Below are 16,404 nucleotides of genomic sequence, written 5' to 3'. Positions count from 1 at the left end.
CTCGCGCACCGGTCGTCGCGGCGAGTCAACTACCGAGATGGAATCAACCAGAGCGTGATCGTAGCGGCGCCCAGGAAGAAGAAGACGATGCTCGCGAACGCGACGTCGTAGCCGAAGTTGTCCGCCACGAAACCGACGTAGGCGGGCCCGAGACTACCGAAGCCCAGATAGACGGTGCGCATCGCACCCAAATCTCCGCCCATGCTGTCGTCGGGGAACCGGTCCATGAGGTACGCATTGAACGGTGGCGGAAACGCTCGCTGCCCGACGGCGTAACAGACGACGGCGGCGATAGCAGTCGCGAAACTCGGCGCTAGAACGAGCGACAGCAGGCTGATACTCGCTAGAAGCGTTCCACCACCGACGATAGCCAACCGGGGCACGCAATCCGAGAGCCACCCGGAGATCGGCTTGACGACGATGCCGACGCCGTAGAGGAGGGCGAACGCCCCACCCGCGACATCGACGGGAAAGTCGTGGACGGACACCAGAAAGGTCGGGAGGAAACTCGTAACGCCGATACTTGCGAAGACGGTGAACGAGTACGCTAGAAGCGCCCAGCGGAGGCGAGAGACGCGTGACAGACGACTGACCGTCTCCCTGACGTCCATCGTAATCCACTCGAACACGACCGCTTCCCGACTCCAGAGTTTGAAGACGAATAAGGCAGGGATGAGCACACCGATCGAGGGAACGAACGCAGTTCGCCAGGTCCTGGCCGTCAGAGCGACGGCCATACCGGCAGCCACGATTCCGGCCAAGTCACCGGCGAGCGTGTGTAGTCCGAACGCCCGTCCGCGCTTCTCGTGGAACAGGTCCGAGATGAGCGCCCTCGCGGCGGGGTCGAACAGTCCAATCGCGCTCCCCAGGACACAGACGGACGCGAGGAAGACGGGGTAGGTCGGTGTCGCGACGAGGAGCGTGAACCCCAAGATGCCGAGACTGAACGCGACGAACAGAATCGTAGCCCGCGACAGTCCGTCGGAAAATCGTCCGCTCGGGAACTGGAGAACTGCACGGACGACCGCCATGACCGACAGCGCGATGCCCGCAACGAATGACGTGATTCCGAAGTCGTCGACAATAAACGGGAGCAGGGGCGGGAGAAGACGTTGTCCGGTCTTGATCGCCAGATACGCCAGCGTGACGAGGAGAAAGACGCGACCGGTGTGGCCCCGCAGAAGCAGTTCCTGGTCCGGTTTCCGTGGTGTCACTGCACGTGGTATCGCGGGCAGAGACAATCTGCTTTGCGGAGGACGCCAACGGCGACAGTTCCAGGACGGTCGGCCGAACACTGGCCGTTCGTCGCCCCCTCGTCGTATTCGTCGTCTCGCCGATGAACAGGAACAGTCGCAACTGTCATCAGTCGTACGCCAGTTTGAGTTCAATCTCGTTCGCGATGCCGTTGAGTTGCGCAGGTATCTCCTCGTTCTCGATGCGTTGCTCGATGCGGTTCACGGGACCGCCGATGCTGAGCGACCCGAGTACGTCGTCGTCCGGACCGAAGACCGGCACCGCGATGCCCCCCAGTCTCGAGACGTGCTCGCCAAGGTTGATCGCGTATCCCTGGTCTCGTACAGTTTCTAGTTCCTCGAACAGCCGATCCCGGTTGACGATAGTTCGGGACGTGCGCTTCCGGAACCCGTGGTGGTCAAGGATCTCCTCAACCTCCTCGTTGGGGAGGTGCGCGAGGATAGCTTTCCCGGACGCGGCCGTAGTCAGGTTGATCACCTTCCCGACGTAGGCGCCGGTCGACACCGCGTTTTCGCCTTCAGAGAGATGGAGATAGACGCCCTTGCCCCGTTCTTCGACGATGAACTGCGCGCGTTCGCCCGTCATCTCGGCGAGCTGTTCGACCTTCGGCTCAGTAATCTCGCTGGCTTCGTGACGATACTGGACGTACTGGCCGAGATCCAGAAACCGCAGTCCGAGCCGGTAGATGCCGTCCTCCTTCACTACGCTCCCCTGCTCGCAGAGGCTTACCAGGTATCGGTGGATAGCCCCCTTGGACATATCGAGTTCGTCGGCGATCTCCGTGACTCCCGCACCGCCGTTCTGCCGGAGCAGTTCGATAATCGAGAACGCCGTCTCGACCGACTGGACCGTGTTTCCTGCGCCCGTTCGCCTGTTCATATGTGCTTCCATGATATTCATTCCCATAAGCGTTCCGCGTTTGTTTTCATATTAATATATAGGAAAATAAGATAGTGGGCCGAATACGACTCTGTGTCGTACGACAGCGCCGCCATCCAACTGGAAATATCAGAGATCTCGTTCTCGATACCGAAACACCGTAGGGGACTTACTCAGTGTCAGGGTCGCCTTCTATAACAAAATTAGTGCTGTTACGGTACTTCAGAAACAAGCTCTCGATTCTGCTGTTCGATTATCGAGAACGGGATGGAACGGGTAGAGGTTGCGGTGCTACAGTGGCAATGCGGGTAGCAGATTCTGCCGTCCACCCACCTTGACGAACGGAAGCAATCGACACGGGTACAATCAGATATGATAATATTCAACTGAAATTATAGCGGTAATTATATCTGTTTAAATGCAGTCCAGTAGTCACCCAACTGAACCACACAGTCAAAAGGTTGCATAAGGGGAAAAACAAAGTGGGCTGTGGCCGTCGAGGTGAACGGAACATGAATCACGTACGCGAAGGCGACCGAATCGTCGTTCGACTCGACCCCGGCGAGGAGGTCCTCGACACGCTCGACGATTTGCGCGAGGAGTACGACATCGAGAACGGTTTCCTGACCGCCATCGGCGCGGTCGACCGGGTTACGCTGGGCCACTACGATACCGAGGACCAGGAGTACAACGAGGAGGAGTTCACCGGCCAGTTCGAGGTCACGAGCTTCCTCGGCAACATCGGCCCGGACAAAATCCACACCCACATCCAGGTGGCCGACGACTCCTTCGAGTCGCTGGGCGGCCACTGCTCGGGCGCGCGGGTCTCGGGCACCTTCGAGATCATCGTGACGCTCGGCGAGACACCGCTGACCCACCAGCTCGACGAGCGGACCGGCCTCGACGTGTTCGACATCTAGCCGGGGCAGCTGCTTTTACCGAATTATTCGGGCCCCAGAACGCGTCTACATGGAAACCCGCATCGCCGACGGACTCCAGCGTCACCTTGCGTGCGACGAAGGTGACGAACCATATCGTGATGAAAAAGTGGATGACGATCTTGTAGGCCCTGTTCCGTGTGATCCTCCGTTCAATTGCGCGACAGCGTAACAGTTATATTCATCCCCAGGTTTTGGAATCATCCGGTGATGCGTCGGTAGCGATGCAAAATCTTATCCGACCGGTCGGTCTTTCCACAGTCATGTCACAGTCAACCGATGGCACGGACGACGGCGGGTCGGGCATCCTCGACGGCGTGCGGGTCCTCGACCTCTCGACGTTCGTCACCGGCGGATTCTGCTCGCTCATGCTCGCGAACCAGGGCGCGGAGGTCATCAAGGTCGAGCGCCCGGAGGTCGGCGACGACAGTCGCCACTCGGGACCGCCGTTCGTCGACGTCGACGGCTACGACGGACCGGGGAGGACCGCCAGCGACCGCGGCGAGTCGCCGTACTTCTGGACGGTCAACTACGACAAGAAGAGCGTCGAGATCGACCTCAAGACCGAGGAGGGGCTGGAACTGCTCTACGACCTGGTCGAGAAGGCCGACGTGTTCGTCGAGAACTACCGGCCGGGGACCGCCGACCGGCTCGGCGTCGGCTACGACGACCTCCGGGAGATCAACGACGAACTCGTCTACTGCTCCATCTCGGCGTTCGGCGACTCTGGCCCGTGGAGCGACCGACCCGGCTACGACCTGCTCGTCCAGGGGACCAGCGGCATCATGAGCGTGACCGGCCCCGAGAACGGCGACCCGGTCAAGGTCGGACTGCCCCAGACCGACCTCATCACCGCGATGTGGGCCGCGTTCGGCATCATGGGCGCGCTATACCGGCGCGAGCGGACCGGCGAGGGTGAGCGCGTCGAGCTCGGGATGCTCGACGCCGCACTGCCGTGGCTCACGAAACAGGCGGGCAAGGCGTTCGTCGGCGAGGAGCCGACCCGGATGGGGACGAAGGACCCCGTGCTCGCCCCCTACCAGGTGTACCCCACTGCCGACGGCCACCTCAGCGTCGCCGCGGCCAACCAGAAGCTCTGGTCCGAGCTCTGCGAGGCCGTCGACCGACCGGACCTGGTCGACGACCCGCGGTTCGCGTCGAACGCCGACCGGGTAGAGCACATGGACGAACTCGAGGAAGAACTCTCCGAGACCTTCCGGGAGCGCGAGACCGACGAGTGGGTCGAACTGCTCGCCGAGGAGCGGGGGCTCCCGGTCGGACCGGTGTACAACGTCGACGAGGCGCTCCACAACGAGCAGGTCGACGCCCGGGACGTCGTGTCGTCGGCCGAACACCCCGCGGCGGGCGAAATTCCGGTCGTCGAACACCCACTCAACTTCGCGAACGCCGAGTCGGGGTTCGACAAGGCGCCCCCACTGCTCGGCGAGGACACCGTCCCCACCCTCCGGGAGCTGGGCTACGACGACGAGGCTATCGAGTCGCTCAGAGAGGCCGGGGCGATTCCGGACGAATGACGGAGCCGTCGCCACGAGCGACGAGGACGCCTCGGACCGCTACCGGACAGGGGCGGATGAGAGCGAGGTCACCGATGCGGCGGGAGGCGAGACCGACCTGGATGCGCCAGCGGGCGACGCAACGGCGGCCGAGGAGAGCACAGCAGAGACCGCGACGGCCGAGAGCACGCCCGAGGCCGACCGGGAGGCCGTCGAGGACCGGTCGGACCAGCACGAACCGGAGGAGGCGGAGAAGCAGCTCGCCCGGGTCCCCGAGTGGGTCGTGGCGCTCGGCGCCGGGTCGCTGCTCGCCGCGACGGTGCTCACCGGCATCGGCTCGCTGCTCCTCTGGTATTCAGTCTGTCCGCGAACAGTTCGGCGACGACCGCCAGCCCGAACCCCTCGTACCCCGACGCAGTCCCGCCCAGCGGCAGCAGCGCGCCGGAGCCGTCCTCGAACGCCGCGGCGTCGGTCTCGGGCTCGCCCGGCTCAGTGACGGTCCAGTCCGGCGGGACGGGGTCGCCGCTCGCCGCCCGCTCGCGGATCTTGCCGTGGGCGACCTGACTGGTCGCGACGTCGAGGCCGAACTGTTCGAGTCGGTACGCCAGCGCCCGGCGGCTGATCTCCGTGAACGGTGTGTGCGGGCCCGGAACCAGCGAGTCGATTATCGAGTCCCGGAAATGCATCGCCAGATAGCGCCGGAGTAGCACGTCGGCGTCGTAGTCGCTGCCGTGGACGTCGAGCAGGTCGGCGAGCGACGGGACGAGCGTCGATTCGCGGTCGAGCAGCGTGTCCCGGAGGTCGAACGCGAGGACCTTCGTCTCCTCGCGGAGCGTCTCCGGGGCGATGGGTGCCATACTCACTGCGGGTCCGACTCCGTGATAAGTTCTCTGCGAGGCGGACCGCGTCGGCCTCGGGGTTGCGACGCCCGCGGTCGGAGCGACCGACGACGCCGGCGATAGCGACGTCGGCTGTGAATGTCACCCAAAGTTCTTTCTCGGCAGCTTGTGTATCGGTTCGGTGTATGGGCTTCTACAGCGCCTACGAGAGCATCACGGTGGACGTGGACGAGGGCGTCGCCACCGTCGAGTTCCACCGGCCCGAGAAGTACAACGCGCTGAACACCGAGGTGATGCTCGACCTCCAGCGGGCGTTCGCCGAGCTCCAGCTCGACCGGGACGTCGACGCCGTGGTCGTCACCGGCGAGGGCGAGGACGCGTTCTCCGCCGGGGCGGACATCGAGCAGTACGCCGGCACGGTCGAGGAGCACGACCCGCGCCAGAAGGACCGCCAGGACCTCTTCTACGACATCTACCGCGCGCCGCTCGACCTCCACGCGCCCGTCATCGCGAAGATCGACGGCTACTGCGCGGGCGGCGGGATGATCCTCGCGATGTACTGCGACATGCGGGTCGCGACCGAGGAGTCGCAGTTCGGCGTCCCGACCTGCAACATCGGCCAGATCCCGACCGGCGGGTCGAACTACCGGGCGATCCAGCTCGTCGGCGAGGCCAAGGCCAAGGAGCTCGCCCTGACGGCGGACTTCATCGGCGCCGACGAGGCCGAGCGCATCGGCCTGGTCAACCACGCGGTCGCCCCCGAAGAGCTCGACGAGACGGTCGACGGAATCGTCGACTCCATCCAGGACACCGGCCGCCAGGCGGTCAAGAACTCCAAGAAGGCCATCAACCAAGCCGCGAACGCCCCCGACATCGAGACCGCGCGGGCGTACGAGGCCGACCTCTGGTGGGAGCAGTTCGCCACCGACGAGCGCCGGGAGCTCGTCGACGAGTTCAACGAGGGATAGTCGACGGTCGAGGTTCGAGCCCGGAACCGCTTCCAAATTTTTTGTCCCTGCCCCGGGTCTGGTAGGATATGTCGTCACAGGGACCGCTGTCGGACCTGACCGTCGTCGAGATGACCGTCCACCGAGCCGGCCCCTTCTGCGGGGCGCTGCTCGCCGACCTCGGGGCGGACGTCGTCAAGATAGAGCGCCCGGGTGCCGGCGGTTCGGCCCGTGACCAGGGCCACGGACCGGCGGGCAAGTCGGGCTACTTCATGGCGAACAACCGGAACAAGAAGTCGGTGACCGTCGACCTGAAGACCGACGCCGGCCGGGAGGCGACCCGCGACCTGCTCGCCGACGCAGACGTGTTCGTCGAGAACTTCGGCTACGGCGTCACCGACAAGCTCGGCATCGGCTACGACGGCGTCCGGGAGTTCAACGAGGGCATAATCTACGCCAGCATCAAGGGGTACGGCGAGACCGGTCCCGCGAAGGAGAAGAAGGAACTGGACCTCATCCTCCAGACGGAGGGCGGCGACCCGGTGAAGGTCGGCCGGGCAATCGACGCCAACCAGTCCATACAACATCCCATCGCGGAGGCTCACGCCCGCGTCCAGGCCGCTAAGCAGATGACATACGCCGCCGACGAGACAGACGGGGAGAGCGCCGACGTCGGCGCGCGCCAACATGTCGAAGTATCTCGCCGCGGAGGCGTGCTTCGAGGCCGCGGACGCCGCGGTCCAGACCCACGGCGGTTTCGGAGTCGCCACCGAGTACGACGCGAGCGGTACTTCCGCGAGGCGCGGCTGACCCGGCTGGTCCCGATCACCCAGCAGCTCGCGCTCAACTACGTGAGCGAGACGTGCTCGGGCTGCCCCGGTCGTACTGAGGTCGGGGCGTCGTCCTCTGACGGCTCTCTCGCGTGATTCGGCTCGCAGACATGCGACCTTACGCCGCGTTCGGCTTGGTTAATGAGTTGTTAACGCACCTTTCCATTACAAGTCTAGAACTGTAACGATAGTCGAGAAGCAGCAGGTAACGAGATAGTGTCGCGCCCACGTCCGGCGTCACCGCTTGGTGATTGAAAACGGATGAGTCGGGGAGGGAGACGGGCCGGGACGCCGAACGATACACCGGAACGAATATCGCAGTCGCGCCTCATTGATAGGGTATGTCCTTCAAGGAAAGGACTCGAGGCGAGGCGGCGGAGAACGCCCGACTGGGGGATCGCCCTCGCCTACGGCGGGGGCTCGGAGGCCGCCGTGCCCGAGTACGACGGCGAGTCGGACCACTGGGGCCGGTGGCACTACGGCCTGTACCTCGGATCCGTCCACCTCGTCGTCGAGGTGATCCGGTCGTCGCTCGCTCTCATGGTCGTCGGGTGCCTGCTCGCGCCCGTCGCAATGCATCTGGACGCCCGCGGCCTCGATTCGGTCAGTCCTAACTGGCGACCCGACACCGGCCTCCACCTCGTCGGGACACTGCTGTTCCCCTTCCTGATTCCGGCGTACCGCTATCGGCGTCGGGAGCTGTGAGGACCGGGCAACCCGGTTCCACGTATCCGACCGGACCATCTGTTTTGCACACTCAAACGGGATGCTCGGCAAGGATTCGCGGACATGAGACCGGCTGTCCGGGTAGTTCGCACGGGAAAGTCCGAGTAAATGGAGCCCGTTCCCCGCGGGATTCGCTGCACTTGCGTTTGACACAGCAAAACGTTTTTACCCGGCCGAGCGCCAACACGACCTATGGAACGCGACGAACCCCCGCGGTCGATCCAGGCGGTCGAGCGCACCTGCGAGATCATCGGCGCGATCGAACGGGAGGGGACGATGGGGATCACGGAGCTCGCCGAGGAACTGGGGATAACCAAGGGGACGGTCCACACCCACCTGGCCACCCTGTCCCGCGAGGGACTGGTGACCCAGTCCGACGAGGGGTACCAGCTCGGACTCCGCCCGATCAGCCTGGCCGAGCGCGTGAAGGAGCGCATCGAGATCTACGACCTGGTCGCGAGCGAACTGGAGAAGCTCGCGGACATGACGGGCGAGCGCACGCAGTTCGCGCTCCTCGAGGGGGCGAAGGCCGTCGTCGTCCACCGCGTCGAGGGCGAGAACGCGATCAAGACGACGTCGCCCGTCGGGCGGTACGTCGACCCCCACTGCATCTCGGTCGGCCTCGCGATGATGGCCCACCTACCCGAGCGCCGGGTCGAGGAGATCGTCGACAAGTCGGGGCTCCCCCGGCGGACCGAGAACACCGTCACCGATCCCGAAACGCTCCGGCGTCGGCTCGAGGAGGTCCGCGAGCGGGGCTACGCCGTCGACGACGAGGAGCGCGTCCGGGGCGTGCGCTGCATCGGGGCGCCGCTCCGCGACGACGAGGGCGGCGTCCTCGGCGGCATCAGCATCTCCGGCCCGGCGCGCCGCATCACCGACGACAAGATCGAGACCGAACTGAAGGACGAGCTACTCCGCACGGCCAACGTGATCGAGGTCAACGCGGAGCTCTCGTGAGTGGCCCTGATCGTTCGTTTCCTTCAAACGCACGGTAGTCACCTTACTCACACTTGTACGGCAGTGAGCGGGCGCGAAAGGGCAGTAGTCAAATATATACGTGTTTGAGGTTGTCGAACGCCAACGCGGTCGCCCGGTCGTCGAACGTTTAAGTGACCCCGGGTCGGAGTTGGGAGCGTGACCGTCAATCAGGCCGTGATCGACAGCCTCGTCGACAACGACGTAGACACCGTCTTCGGGATTCCGGGAAAGCAGTCGCTCCCGCTGAACGAGACCATCGGGGAGCGCGACGACATCCGGTTCGTCGTGGCCCGCCACGAGACCGCGGTGACCCACCAGGCGTGGGGGTACGCCTCCACCGGCGACCGGATGGCGGCGACGGTGGTGGTCCCCGGGCCCGGCGACATGAACGCGATGAACGGGCTGAAGAACGCGCTCAACGACTGCGTCCCGCTGGTCCACTTCGCCATCGAGACCGACCCCGACCTCCGCGGCGGCGACGCCATCCACGAGACGCCGCCCGACACCTACGACAACGTCGTGAAGGAGAACGTGCTGGTCGAGACGCCGGAGGCGACGGTGGCCGAGGTCGAGCGGGCCATCGCGGTCGCTCGCACGCCGCCGAAAGGGCCCGTCCGGGTCGGGATTCCGAAGAGCTTCCTCGCCGCGGACGCCGCGCTCGCCGACCCGCCCGAGTTCGACACCGAGTACGCCGCCGGCGTCCCGGCGGACGCGGTCGCGGAAGCCCGGGACCTGCTGGCCGACGCGGCCGATCCCGTGGTCCTGGCGGGCGGCGGCGTCCGCGCGGCCGGCGCGACCGACGAACTGGTCGCCGTCGCGGAGCGCCTCGGCGCGCCGATCGTGACGACGTACAAGGGCAAGGGCGTCGTCCCGGAGCGCCACGACCTCAGCGCCGGGACGCTGAGCGGCAGCGCCAGCCCCGAACTGCTGACCTGCCTCGCCGACGCCGACGCCTGTCTCGCGGTCGGGACCGACCTCGACGCCCACGCGAGCCGCGGGTGGTCGGTCGAACTGCCCGACGCGCTCGTCCACGCGACGCTGGGCGCGGGCGACATCGGCCGGGGCTACGAGCCGACGGTCGGCATCGTCGGCGACGCCCGCGGGGTGCTGGCGTCGCTCGCCGAGGGCCTTGACGACGCGGGCATCGACCGCGCCGACCTGGGCGCGGAGCGCGCGAGTGCCGTCCGGGACGCGACCGACGAGCGACTCGACCCGCTGCTCGGCGATTCGACCCCCATCACCTCGGTGCGGGCGCTGCGCGCGATCCGGAACGCGCTCCCCGAGGAGGCGGTCGTCGCCGTCGACGCGGGCGGCTTCCGGGTCTGGGCGCTCAACGTCTTCGACGCCGCCGGGCCGCGGAAGTACGTCAACCCCGGCTCGTGGGCGACGATGGGGACCGGGCTCCCGTCGGCCATCGGCGCGGCGTACGCCAACCCCGACGCGCCAGTCGTCGCGCTGACCGGCGACGGCGGCCTCATGATGTGCGTCCACGAACTCCACACCGCAGCGGTCGAGGACCTGCCGGTCACGGTCGTGGTCCTCAACAACGACGACTACGCCATCATCAGCGAGGAGGCCGGCCGGAGCTACCGGCTCTCCGAGCAGGAGTACGGCTGGGCCGACGCGCCCGTCGACTTCACGGCGGTCGCGGAGGGGATGGGCGTCGACGCGTATCGCGCCGACGCGCCGGCCGACATCCGCGACGGCCTCGACGCCGCGCTCCGGAGCGACGGCCCGGCGCTGGTCGAGGTCCGGACCGACCCGCTGGAACCCCAGGCCAGCCAGTTCATGGCCGAGTGAGTTCCTCCCCGAGTGAGCGGGCTGCGGGACGCGGGCGAGCTTCGAGAGCGGACGGATGTTCCGGAAAGAATTGTCGTGATTCGTGGGACTAAGACGGTCGGCTCTGATTTTCACCTATGGACCTCGGAATCGATGGCAACGCGGCACTGGTATCGGCGTCGAGCAGCGGTCTCGGCAAGGCCGCCGCGACGGCGCTGGCCCGCGAGGGCGCGAACGTCGTCGTCAACGGTCGGGACGAGGAGCGACTCGACGCGGCCGTCGAGGACATCCGGGAGGTCGCCGAAGGCGAGGTCGTGGGCCAGCCCGCCGACCTCACCGACCCCGACGACATCGAACAGCTGGTCCAGCGGACCGTCGACGAGTTCGGCGGCCTCGACCACCTCGTGACCAACGCCGGCGGCCCGCCGAGCAAGCCGTTCAGCGAGACCACCGACGAGGAGTGGTACCAGGCCTACGACCTGCTGGTGATGAGCGTCGTCCGCCTCGTCCGGGAGTCGGTCGACCACCTCGAGGAGAGCGACGCGGGCAGCATCGTCAGCTCGACGTCCCACAGCGTCAAGGAGGCCATCGACGACCTCGTCCTCTCAAACTCCGTCCGCATGGGCGTCATCGGACTGGAGAAGACGCTGTCGCGCGAGCTCGCCCCCGACGTGCGGGTCAACGCCGTGATGCCGGGCGCCCACGAGACCGACCGGATGGTCTACCTCATCGAGAACGCGGTCGAGCAGGGCCGGTTCGACAGCTTCGAGGAGAGCGAGGAGGCCTGGACCGACGACATCCCGATGGGCGACCTCGGCTCGCCGGCCGAGTTCGGCAACGTCGTCGCGTTCCTCCTGTCGGACCGCGCGAGCTTCATCAACGGCGAGTCGGTGATGATCGACGGCGGCGACGCCCGGTCGAATCTGTAGCTCCCGCGCCCTTTTCGTTTCGCCGCCGATTTTCTCCCGCCGTCGACCGAACCCCGACCGGCGGAACCCCCATCGTTATTACCCGCCCGACGCAACGTCTCACCCGATGCTAGACTTCGTGAACCTGGAGGCGGAACTGTCCGAGGAGGACAGGCTCGTGCTGGAGTCGGCCCGCGACTTCGTGGCCGGCGAGGTCGAGGACATCGGCGAGCACTGGATCGAGGGAACCTTCCCGACCGAGCTCATCCCCGAACTGGGCGAGATGGGCTTCTACGCGCCGAACCTGGAGGGGTACGGCCTGCCGAACGTCAGCGAGACCGCCTACGGCCTGCTGATGCAGGAGCTGGAGGCTTGCGACTCGGGGCTCCGGTCGATGGCCTCCGTGCAGGGCGCGCTCGTGATGTACCCCATCCACGCCTACGGGAGCGACGAGCAGAAGGAGCGCTGGCTGCCGGCGCTGGGGTCGGGCGAGGCCGTCGGCTGCTTCGGGCTCACCGAGCCCGAGCACGGCTCGAACCCCTCGGCCATGGAGACTCGGGCCGAAGCGGCCGACGGCGGCTACGTGCTGAACGGCTCGAAGACGTGGATCACGAACTCACCGATCGCGGACGTCGCGGTCGTCTGGGCGCGCGACAAGACCGCGGAAGATAACCCCGTCCGCGGGTTCCTCGTGGAGACCGACGAGGACGGCGTGACGACCAACAAGATCGACGAGAAGCTGTCGCTGCGCGCCTCCATCACCGGCGAGATCGGTCTGAACGACGTCTTCGTTCCCGAAGATGCGGTCTTACCGGGCGTCGAGGGGATGAAGGGCCCGCTGTCGTGCCTGACGCAGGCCCGGTACGGCATCGCCTGGGGCGCCGTGGGCGCCGCGCGGGACTGTTTCGAGACGGCCCGCGAGTACGCCACCGAGCGCGACCAGTTCGGCGGTCCCATCGGTCGCTTCCAGCTCCAGCAGCAGAAGCTGGCCGAGATGGCGACCCAGATCACCCTCGCGCAACTGCTCGCGCACCGCCTCGCGGAGCTGAAGGAGCGCGGCGAGCTGCGCCCGCAGCACGTCTCGATGGCCAAGCGCAACAACGTCCGGATGGCCCGCGACCAGTCCCGGGTCGCCCGTGAGATACTCGGCGGCAACGGCATCACGGCCGACTACTCGCCGATGCGCCACATGGCCAACATGGAGACCGTCTACACCTACGAGGGCACCCACGACATCCACACCCTCATCCTCGGCGAGGACCTGACGGGCATCCCGGCCTACCAGTGAGACGATGACCGGAGAAGCACGCGACTCCGAGGGCGACGCGGGACCGCTCGACGGGGTTACGGTGCTCGACGCCTCGCGGGTCCTGGTTGGCCCGTTCTGCACGATGCAGCTGGGCGACCTGGGCGCCGACGTCATCAAGGTCGAGCGCCCGGACGGCGGCGACCAGACCCGCCACTGGCACCCGCCGACGTACGGCGACAGCGACGAGAGCGCCTACTACGTCAGCGTCAATCGGAACAAGCGGTCGGTCGCGCTCAACCTCGCCTCGGAGGAGGGCCGGGACGTGTTCCGGGACCTGGCGGCCGAGGCCGACGTCCTCGTCGAGAACTTCCGGGTCGGCAAGATGGCCGAGTGGGGGCTCGACTACGGCGACCTCCGCGAGCGCAACCCCGACCTCGTCTACTGCTCGCTGTCGGGGTACGGCGAGTGGGGCCCCGAGAAGGACCGGCCGGCGTACGACATCATCATGCAAGCCGAGGGCGGGCTGATGAGCATCACCGGCGTCGAGGACGGGATGCCGGTCCGCGTCGGCGTCGCGCTCGCCGACATCGGCGCGGGGATGTACGCCACCCAGGCCATCCTGGCGGCGCTGCTGGAGCGGGAACTCGGCGACGGCGGCGGGCAGAAGATCGACGTGAGCCTGCTCGACGGCCAGGTCGCCTGGATGACCTACATGGCCTCGAACTACTTCGCCACCGGCGAGTCGCCGGGCCGGATGGGGAGCAAGCACCCCACCATCGCCCCGTACCAGGCGTTCGAGACCAGCGACGGCTACGTGGTGGTCGCGGTCGCGTCCGAGAACATCTGGCCGAACTTCTGCCGGGCGCTCGACCGCGAGGACCTCGCCGACGACCCGCGGTTCGCGGCGAACGCCGACCGGGTGCGGAACCGCGACGAACTCGACGCGCTCCTCGCCGAGGAGTTCGCGGCGTACGAGACCGACGAGGTCATCGAGATCCTCCGCGACCACGACGTGCCCGCCAGCACCGTCCGGGACATGGCCGAGGTGTTCGACAGCCCCCAGGTCGAGGCGCGGGGGATGCGAACGTCGGTCGACCACCCCACGGCCGGCGAGGTCAAGATGCCCGGCAGTCCGATGCACTTCTCGCGGACGCCGACCGACGTCCGCCGGCATCCGCCGCTGCTCGGCGAGCACACGGCCGACGTCCTCGGCGAGTTCGGCTACTCGACCGACGAGATAGAGCGGCTGGTCGACGCCGACGCCGTCGCGCCGTCTCCCGACGAGCGGAAGGACGGCTGACCGTCGGGGCGGGTGGGCTCAACCCTCCGGCTCCACGTAGGGCACGCCGTCCCAGTCGGGGCCCTGCCCGATCCACTGGTGGCTCGTCTCGCCGCCGATCTCCTCCTCGGTCCACTCGATGGGCTCCCAGTCCGGCTCGAAGTTCAGGTAGCCCGGCCCGGCGAAGAACTCGACGCAGAAGTCGCTGGCCGGGTCGCTCACGTAGAGGAAGTCCGCCCGGGTGATGGCGTGGCGACCGGGGCCGCCGTCGGGTTCGATGCCGTGCTCGGCCAGGACGTCGGCCGCCTCCCAGAGGTCCTGGAGGCTGTCGAGGTGGTACGAGACGTGGTGGAACCCCGAGGGCGACCCCGCCGGCTCCCGGTGGATGGCGATGTCGTGGGGCAGCGGCGTCACCGAGAGCCACCAGCCCCAGAGCTCGCCGTCGGACTTCCGGTAGCGCTCGTTGGTCCGGAAGTCGAGCGCGTCGACCAGCCAGGCGGCGTGTTCGGGCGACACGCCGTCCTGGACGTGGCAGTGGTCGATGCGGCGGGGCGCGATGCGGTTGCCCACCGCCTCGCTGTAGTTGCGGTTGCGGAGCTTCGAGCGCTTCTCCGCCGGCGCCTGGGGCTTCTCGACGTCGTAGTAGAACTCGTAGGGGTGGCCGAACGCCTCGACGCGGATGGCCCGGCCCTGGCCGCGCTCCTCGCCGGCTTCGACGTACTGGACCTCCCGGCCCTCCGCCTCGAACTGCTCGGCCAGTTCGTCGACCGCCTCCGGCGTCTTGGTCCGGAACGCGACGTGGTCGACGCCCTTCCGCCCGGACTCGGTGAGGCTGAGCGTGTGGTGCTCCCAGTCGCGCATCCCGCGGAGGTACGCGGTGTCGCCGACCCGCTCGGTCACCTGGAACCCGAGCACGTCCTCGAAGAACCAGAGCGACTCGTCGAGGTCGGGCGTGTGGGCCGCGACGTGGCCCAGTTTCGCCAGGGGTGAGGTCGGAGACGTCATCGTTTCGCGCAGGGGGGAGTCGCCGAACGGTCGTCCTGGGTCGCGCTGCTCGTCTCGTCGACGTCGATTGTCCCGCTCATGGGGTGAGTCACGATAGAATATGGCACAACACGTAACTTAAGTTTATGGGAGATTCCCGGAACGCGGCGCCGGCGGTCCGACCGGTCGGCGAGCGAACCGTTAGCCGAAGAGGTCCTCGAGGTTCCCCCCGAGGATGCGCTCGCGGGTCTCCTCGCTCGCGTCCATCTCCTCGACGGCGTCGAGCCCCTGCTCGATCCACGCCCGGCCACGGCCCGGCCCGAACGGGTAGTCGGTCCCGAAGACCACCTTCTCGTCGCCGAAGAAGCCGGTCGCGCACTCTTGGGCGAGCACGGACCCGCTGACCGCGGTGTCGACGTGGAACTCCCGGAAGTAGTCGCTCACCGGCTGGTCGAGGTCGGGGAGGTCGGTGTCGGCGTAGTTCTCGGGGTAGTCGAGCCGGGTCTGGTAGAAGGAGTCGATGCGGCCGCCGTAGAACGGGACCATCCCGCCGCCGTGGTGGGCGACGAGGTCGAAGTCGTACTCGTCGACGACGCCGCCGAACACGAGCCGCGAGAGCGCCAGCGTCGTGTCGAACGGCCAGCCGAACAGCCGGTGCTCCATGTACTCGCTCGCCCAGTCGTACCACTCGTGGAGCTGGGGGTGCATCCACAGCGGGGCGTCGTGGCGCTCGGCCCGCTCGAACAGCGGGCGGAACCGCGGACGGTCGATGGGCTCGCCCTCGATGTTCGAGAACATCTGGACGCCGGCCATGTCGAGGTCCTCGACGCACCGGTCGAACTCGGCCATGAACTCGTCGGAGACCCGCGGGATCGTCCCGACCGGGACGAACCGGTCGGGATGCTCGTCCGCGATGCTCCGGACCTCGTCGTTGGCCAACTGGGTGAGTTCGAGCGCGGTCTCGTCGTCCATCCCCCGCCACAGCGGCGGAAGCGCCAGGGTCAGCACCTGCTTGTCCACGCCGAACTCGTCCATGTCGTCGAGCCGGCGGTCGAGGTCCCAGAGGAACGACGGGTCGCCGCTCAGCCCCTGGAAGTCGTACTCCGCCACCAGCGTGTCGTAGAACTCCTCGGTCAGAACGTGGGTGTACGCGTCGATTGTTGTCATGAGAGCTTATCGGCCACTCCGTGGTTGTGCCGGTTCTTTATTAAAGATGCAGGTCGCTCGGCCGACGTCGTCCGGGTAGCAGTTCTCTCTGCGGTCGGAACCGACCGGGATTCCGACGCCTCCGGAACCA

General features: G+C 66.9%; 14 protein-coding genes and 1 pseudogene. 10 read left to right on the top strand and 5 right to left on the bottom strand.

Annotation, left to right across the window (positions count from 1 at the left end; translation table 11 throughout):
• Positions 1-29 precede the first annotated feature (29 nt).
• Both DVR07_RS21100 and DVR07_RS21095 read right to left on the bottom strand, forming a co-directional pair.
• Positions 30-1,214, bottom strand: coding sequence for an MFS transporter (locus tag DVR07_RS21100; protein ID WP_162829665.1), 1,185 nt, complete (start codon positions 1,212-1,214; stop codon positions 30-32).
• A gap of 148 nt (positions 1,215-1,362) precedes the next feature.
• Positions 1,363-2,133 carry an IclR family transcriptional regulator gene (locus DVR07_RS21095; protein WP_162829664.1) on the bottom strand — a complete coding sequence of 257 codons (771 nt, stop codon included), beginning with the start codon at positions 2,131-2,133 and terminating at the stop codon, positions 1,363-1,365.
• A gap of 512 nt (positions 2,134-2,645) precedes the next feature.
• Between DVR07_RS21095 and DVR07_RS21090 the strand changes: the two genes are divergently transcribed.
• Both DVR07_RS21090 and DVR07_RS21085 read left to right on the top strand, forming a co-directional pair.
• Positions 2,646-3,053, top strand: a complete 408-nt coding sequence (locus DVR07_RS21090; protein WP_115799299.1) for a PPC domain-containing DNA-binding protein — start codon at positions 2,646-2,648, stop codon at positions 3,051-3,053.
• A 281-nt stretch (positions 3,054-3,334) separates the two neighbouring features.
• Positions 3,335-4,606 carry a CaiB/BaiF CoA transferase family protein gene (locus tag DVR07_RS21085; protein ID WP_115799298.1) on the top strand — a complete coding sequence of 424 codons (1,272 nt, stop codon included), beginning with the start codon at positions 3,335-3,337 and terminating at the stop codon, positions 4,604-4,606.
• 302 nt (positions 4,607-4,908) lie between these two features.
• Here DVR07_RS21085 and DVR07_RS21080 read toward each other — a convergent pair whose 3' ends face one another.
• Positions 4,909-5,442: an Ldh family oxidoreductase gene (locus tag DVR07_RS21080; RefSeq protein WP_115799297.1), complete on the bottom strand. Its 534-nt coding sequence runs from the start codon at positions 5,440-5,442 to the stop codon at positions 4,909-4,911.
• A 167-nt stretch (positions 5,443-5,609) separates the two neighbouring features.
• Between DVR07_RS21080 and DVR07_RS21075 the strand changes: the two genes are divergently transcribed.
• From DVR07_RS21075 to DVR07_RS21040, 8 genes and pseudogenes are all read left to right on the top strand, one after another.
• Positions 5,610-6,392: an enoyl-CoA hydratase/isomerase family protein gene (locus DVR07_RS21075; protein WP_115799296.1), complete on the top strand. Its 783-nt coding sequence runs from the start codon at positions 5,610-5,612 to the stop codon at positions 6,390-6,392.
• Between the two features lie 68 nt (positions 6,393-6,460).
• Positions 6,461-7,260, top strand: a pseudogene (locus DVR07_RS22725) (CoA transferase).
• Between the two features lie 373 nt (positions 7,261-7,633).
• Positions 7,634-7,906: a hypothetical protein gene (locus tag DVR07_RS21065; RefSeq protein WP_115799295.1), complete on the top strand. Its 273-nt coding sequence runs from the start codon at positions 7,634-7,636 to the stop codon at positions 7,904-7,906.
• Positions 7,907-8,119: 213 nt separating this feature from the next.
• Positions 8,120-8,887, top strand: coding sequence for an IclR family transcriptional regulator (locus tag DVR07_RS21060; RefSeq protein ID WP_115799294.1), 768 nt, complete (start codon positions 8,120-8,122; stop codon positions 8,885-8,887).
• A 177-nt stretch (positions 8,888-9,064) separates the two neighbouring features.
• Positions 9,065-10,708, top strand: coding sequence for a thiamine pyrophosphate-binding protein (locus DVR07_RS21055; RefSeq protein WP_115799293.1), 1,644 nt, complete (start codon positions 9,065-9,067; stop codon positions 10,706-10,708).
• A gap of 116 nt (positions 10,709-10,824) precedes the next feature.
• The gene (locus DVR07_RS21050) at positions 10,825-11,616 is read left to right on the top strand and encodes an SDR family oxidoreductase (RefSeq protein WP_115799292.1); all 792 of its coding nucleotides are present in this window, start codon (positions 10,825-10,827) and stop codon (positions 11,614-11,616) included.
• Positions 11,617-11,722: 106 nt separating this feature from the next.
• Positions 11,723-12,883 carry an acyl-CoA dehydrogenase family protein gene (locus DVR07_RS21045; RefSeq protein ID WP_115799291.1) on the top strand — a complete coding sequence of 387 codons (1,161 nt, stop codon included), beginning with the start codon at positions 11,723-11,725 and terminating at the stop codon, positions 12,881-12,883.
• Positions 12,884-12,887: 4 nt separating this feature from the next.
• Positions 12,888-14,144, top strand: coding sequence for a CaiB/BaiF CoA transferase family protein (locus DVR07_RS21040; protein ID WP_115799290.1), 1,257 nt, complete (start codon positions 12,888-12,890; stop codon positions 14,142-14,144).
• An 18-nt stretch (positions 14,145-14,162) separates the two neighbouring features.
• Here DVR07_RS21040 and DVR07_RS21035 read toward each other — a convergent pair whose 3' ends face one another.
• Both DVR07_RS21035 and DVR07_RS21030 read right to left on the bottom strand, forming a co-directional pair.
• Entirely contained in the window at positions 14,163-15,128 is a 966-nt protein-coding gene (locus DVR07_RS21035; protein ID WP_115799289.1) for a VOC family protein, read from the bottom strand.
• 180 nt (positions 15,129-15,308) lie between these two features.
• Positions 15,309-16,274, bottom strand: coding sequence for an amidohydrolase family protein (locus DVR07_RS21030; RefSeq protein ID WP_115799288.1), 966 nt, complete (start codon positions 16,272-16,274; stop codon positions 15,309-15,311).
• Positions 16,275-16,404: the final 130 nt, after the last annotated feature.

It is taken from the genome of Halorussus rarus, assembly GCF_003369835.1.
GTDB classification, from domain to species: domain Archaea; phylum Halobacteriota; class Halobacteria; order Halobacteriales; family Haladaptataceae; genus Halorussus; species Halorussus rarus.
Note: the sequence above shows the minus strand (reverse complement) of the source record. Positions and strands in the feature narration are given on the sequence as shown.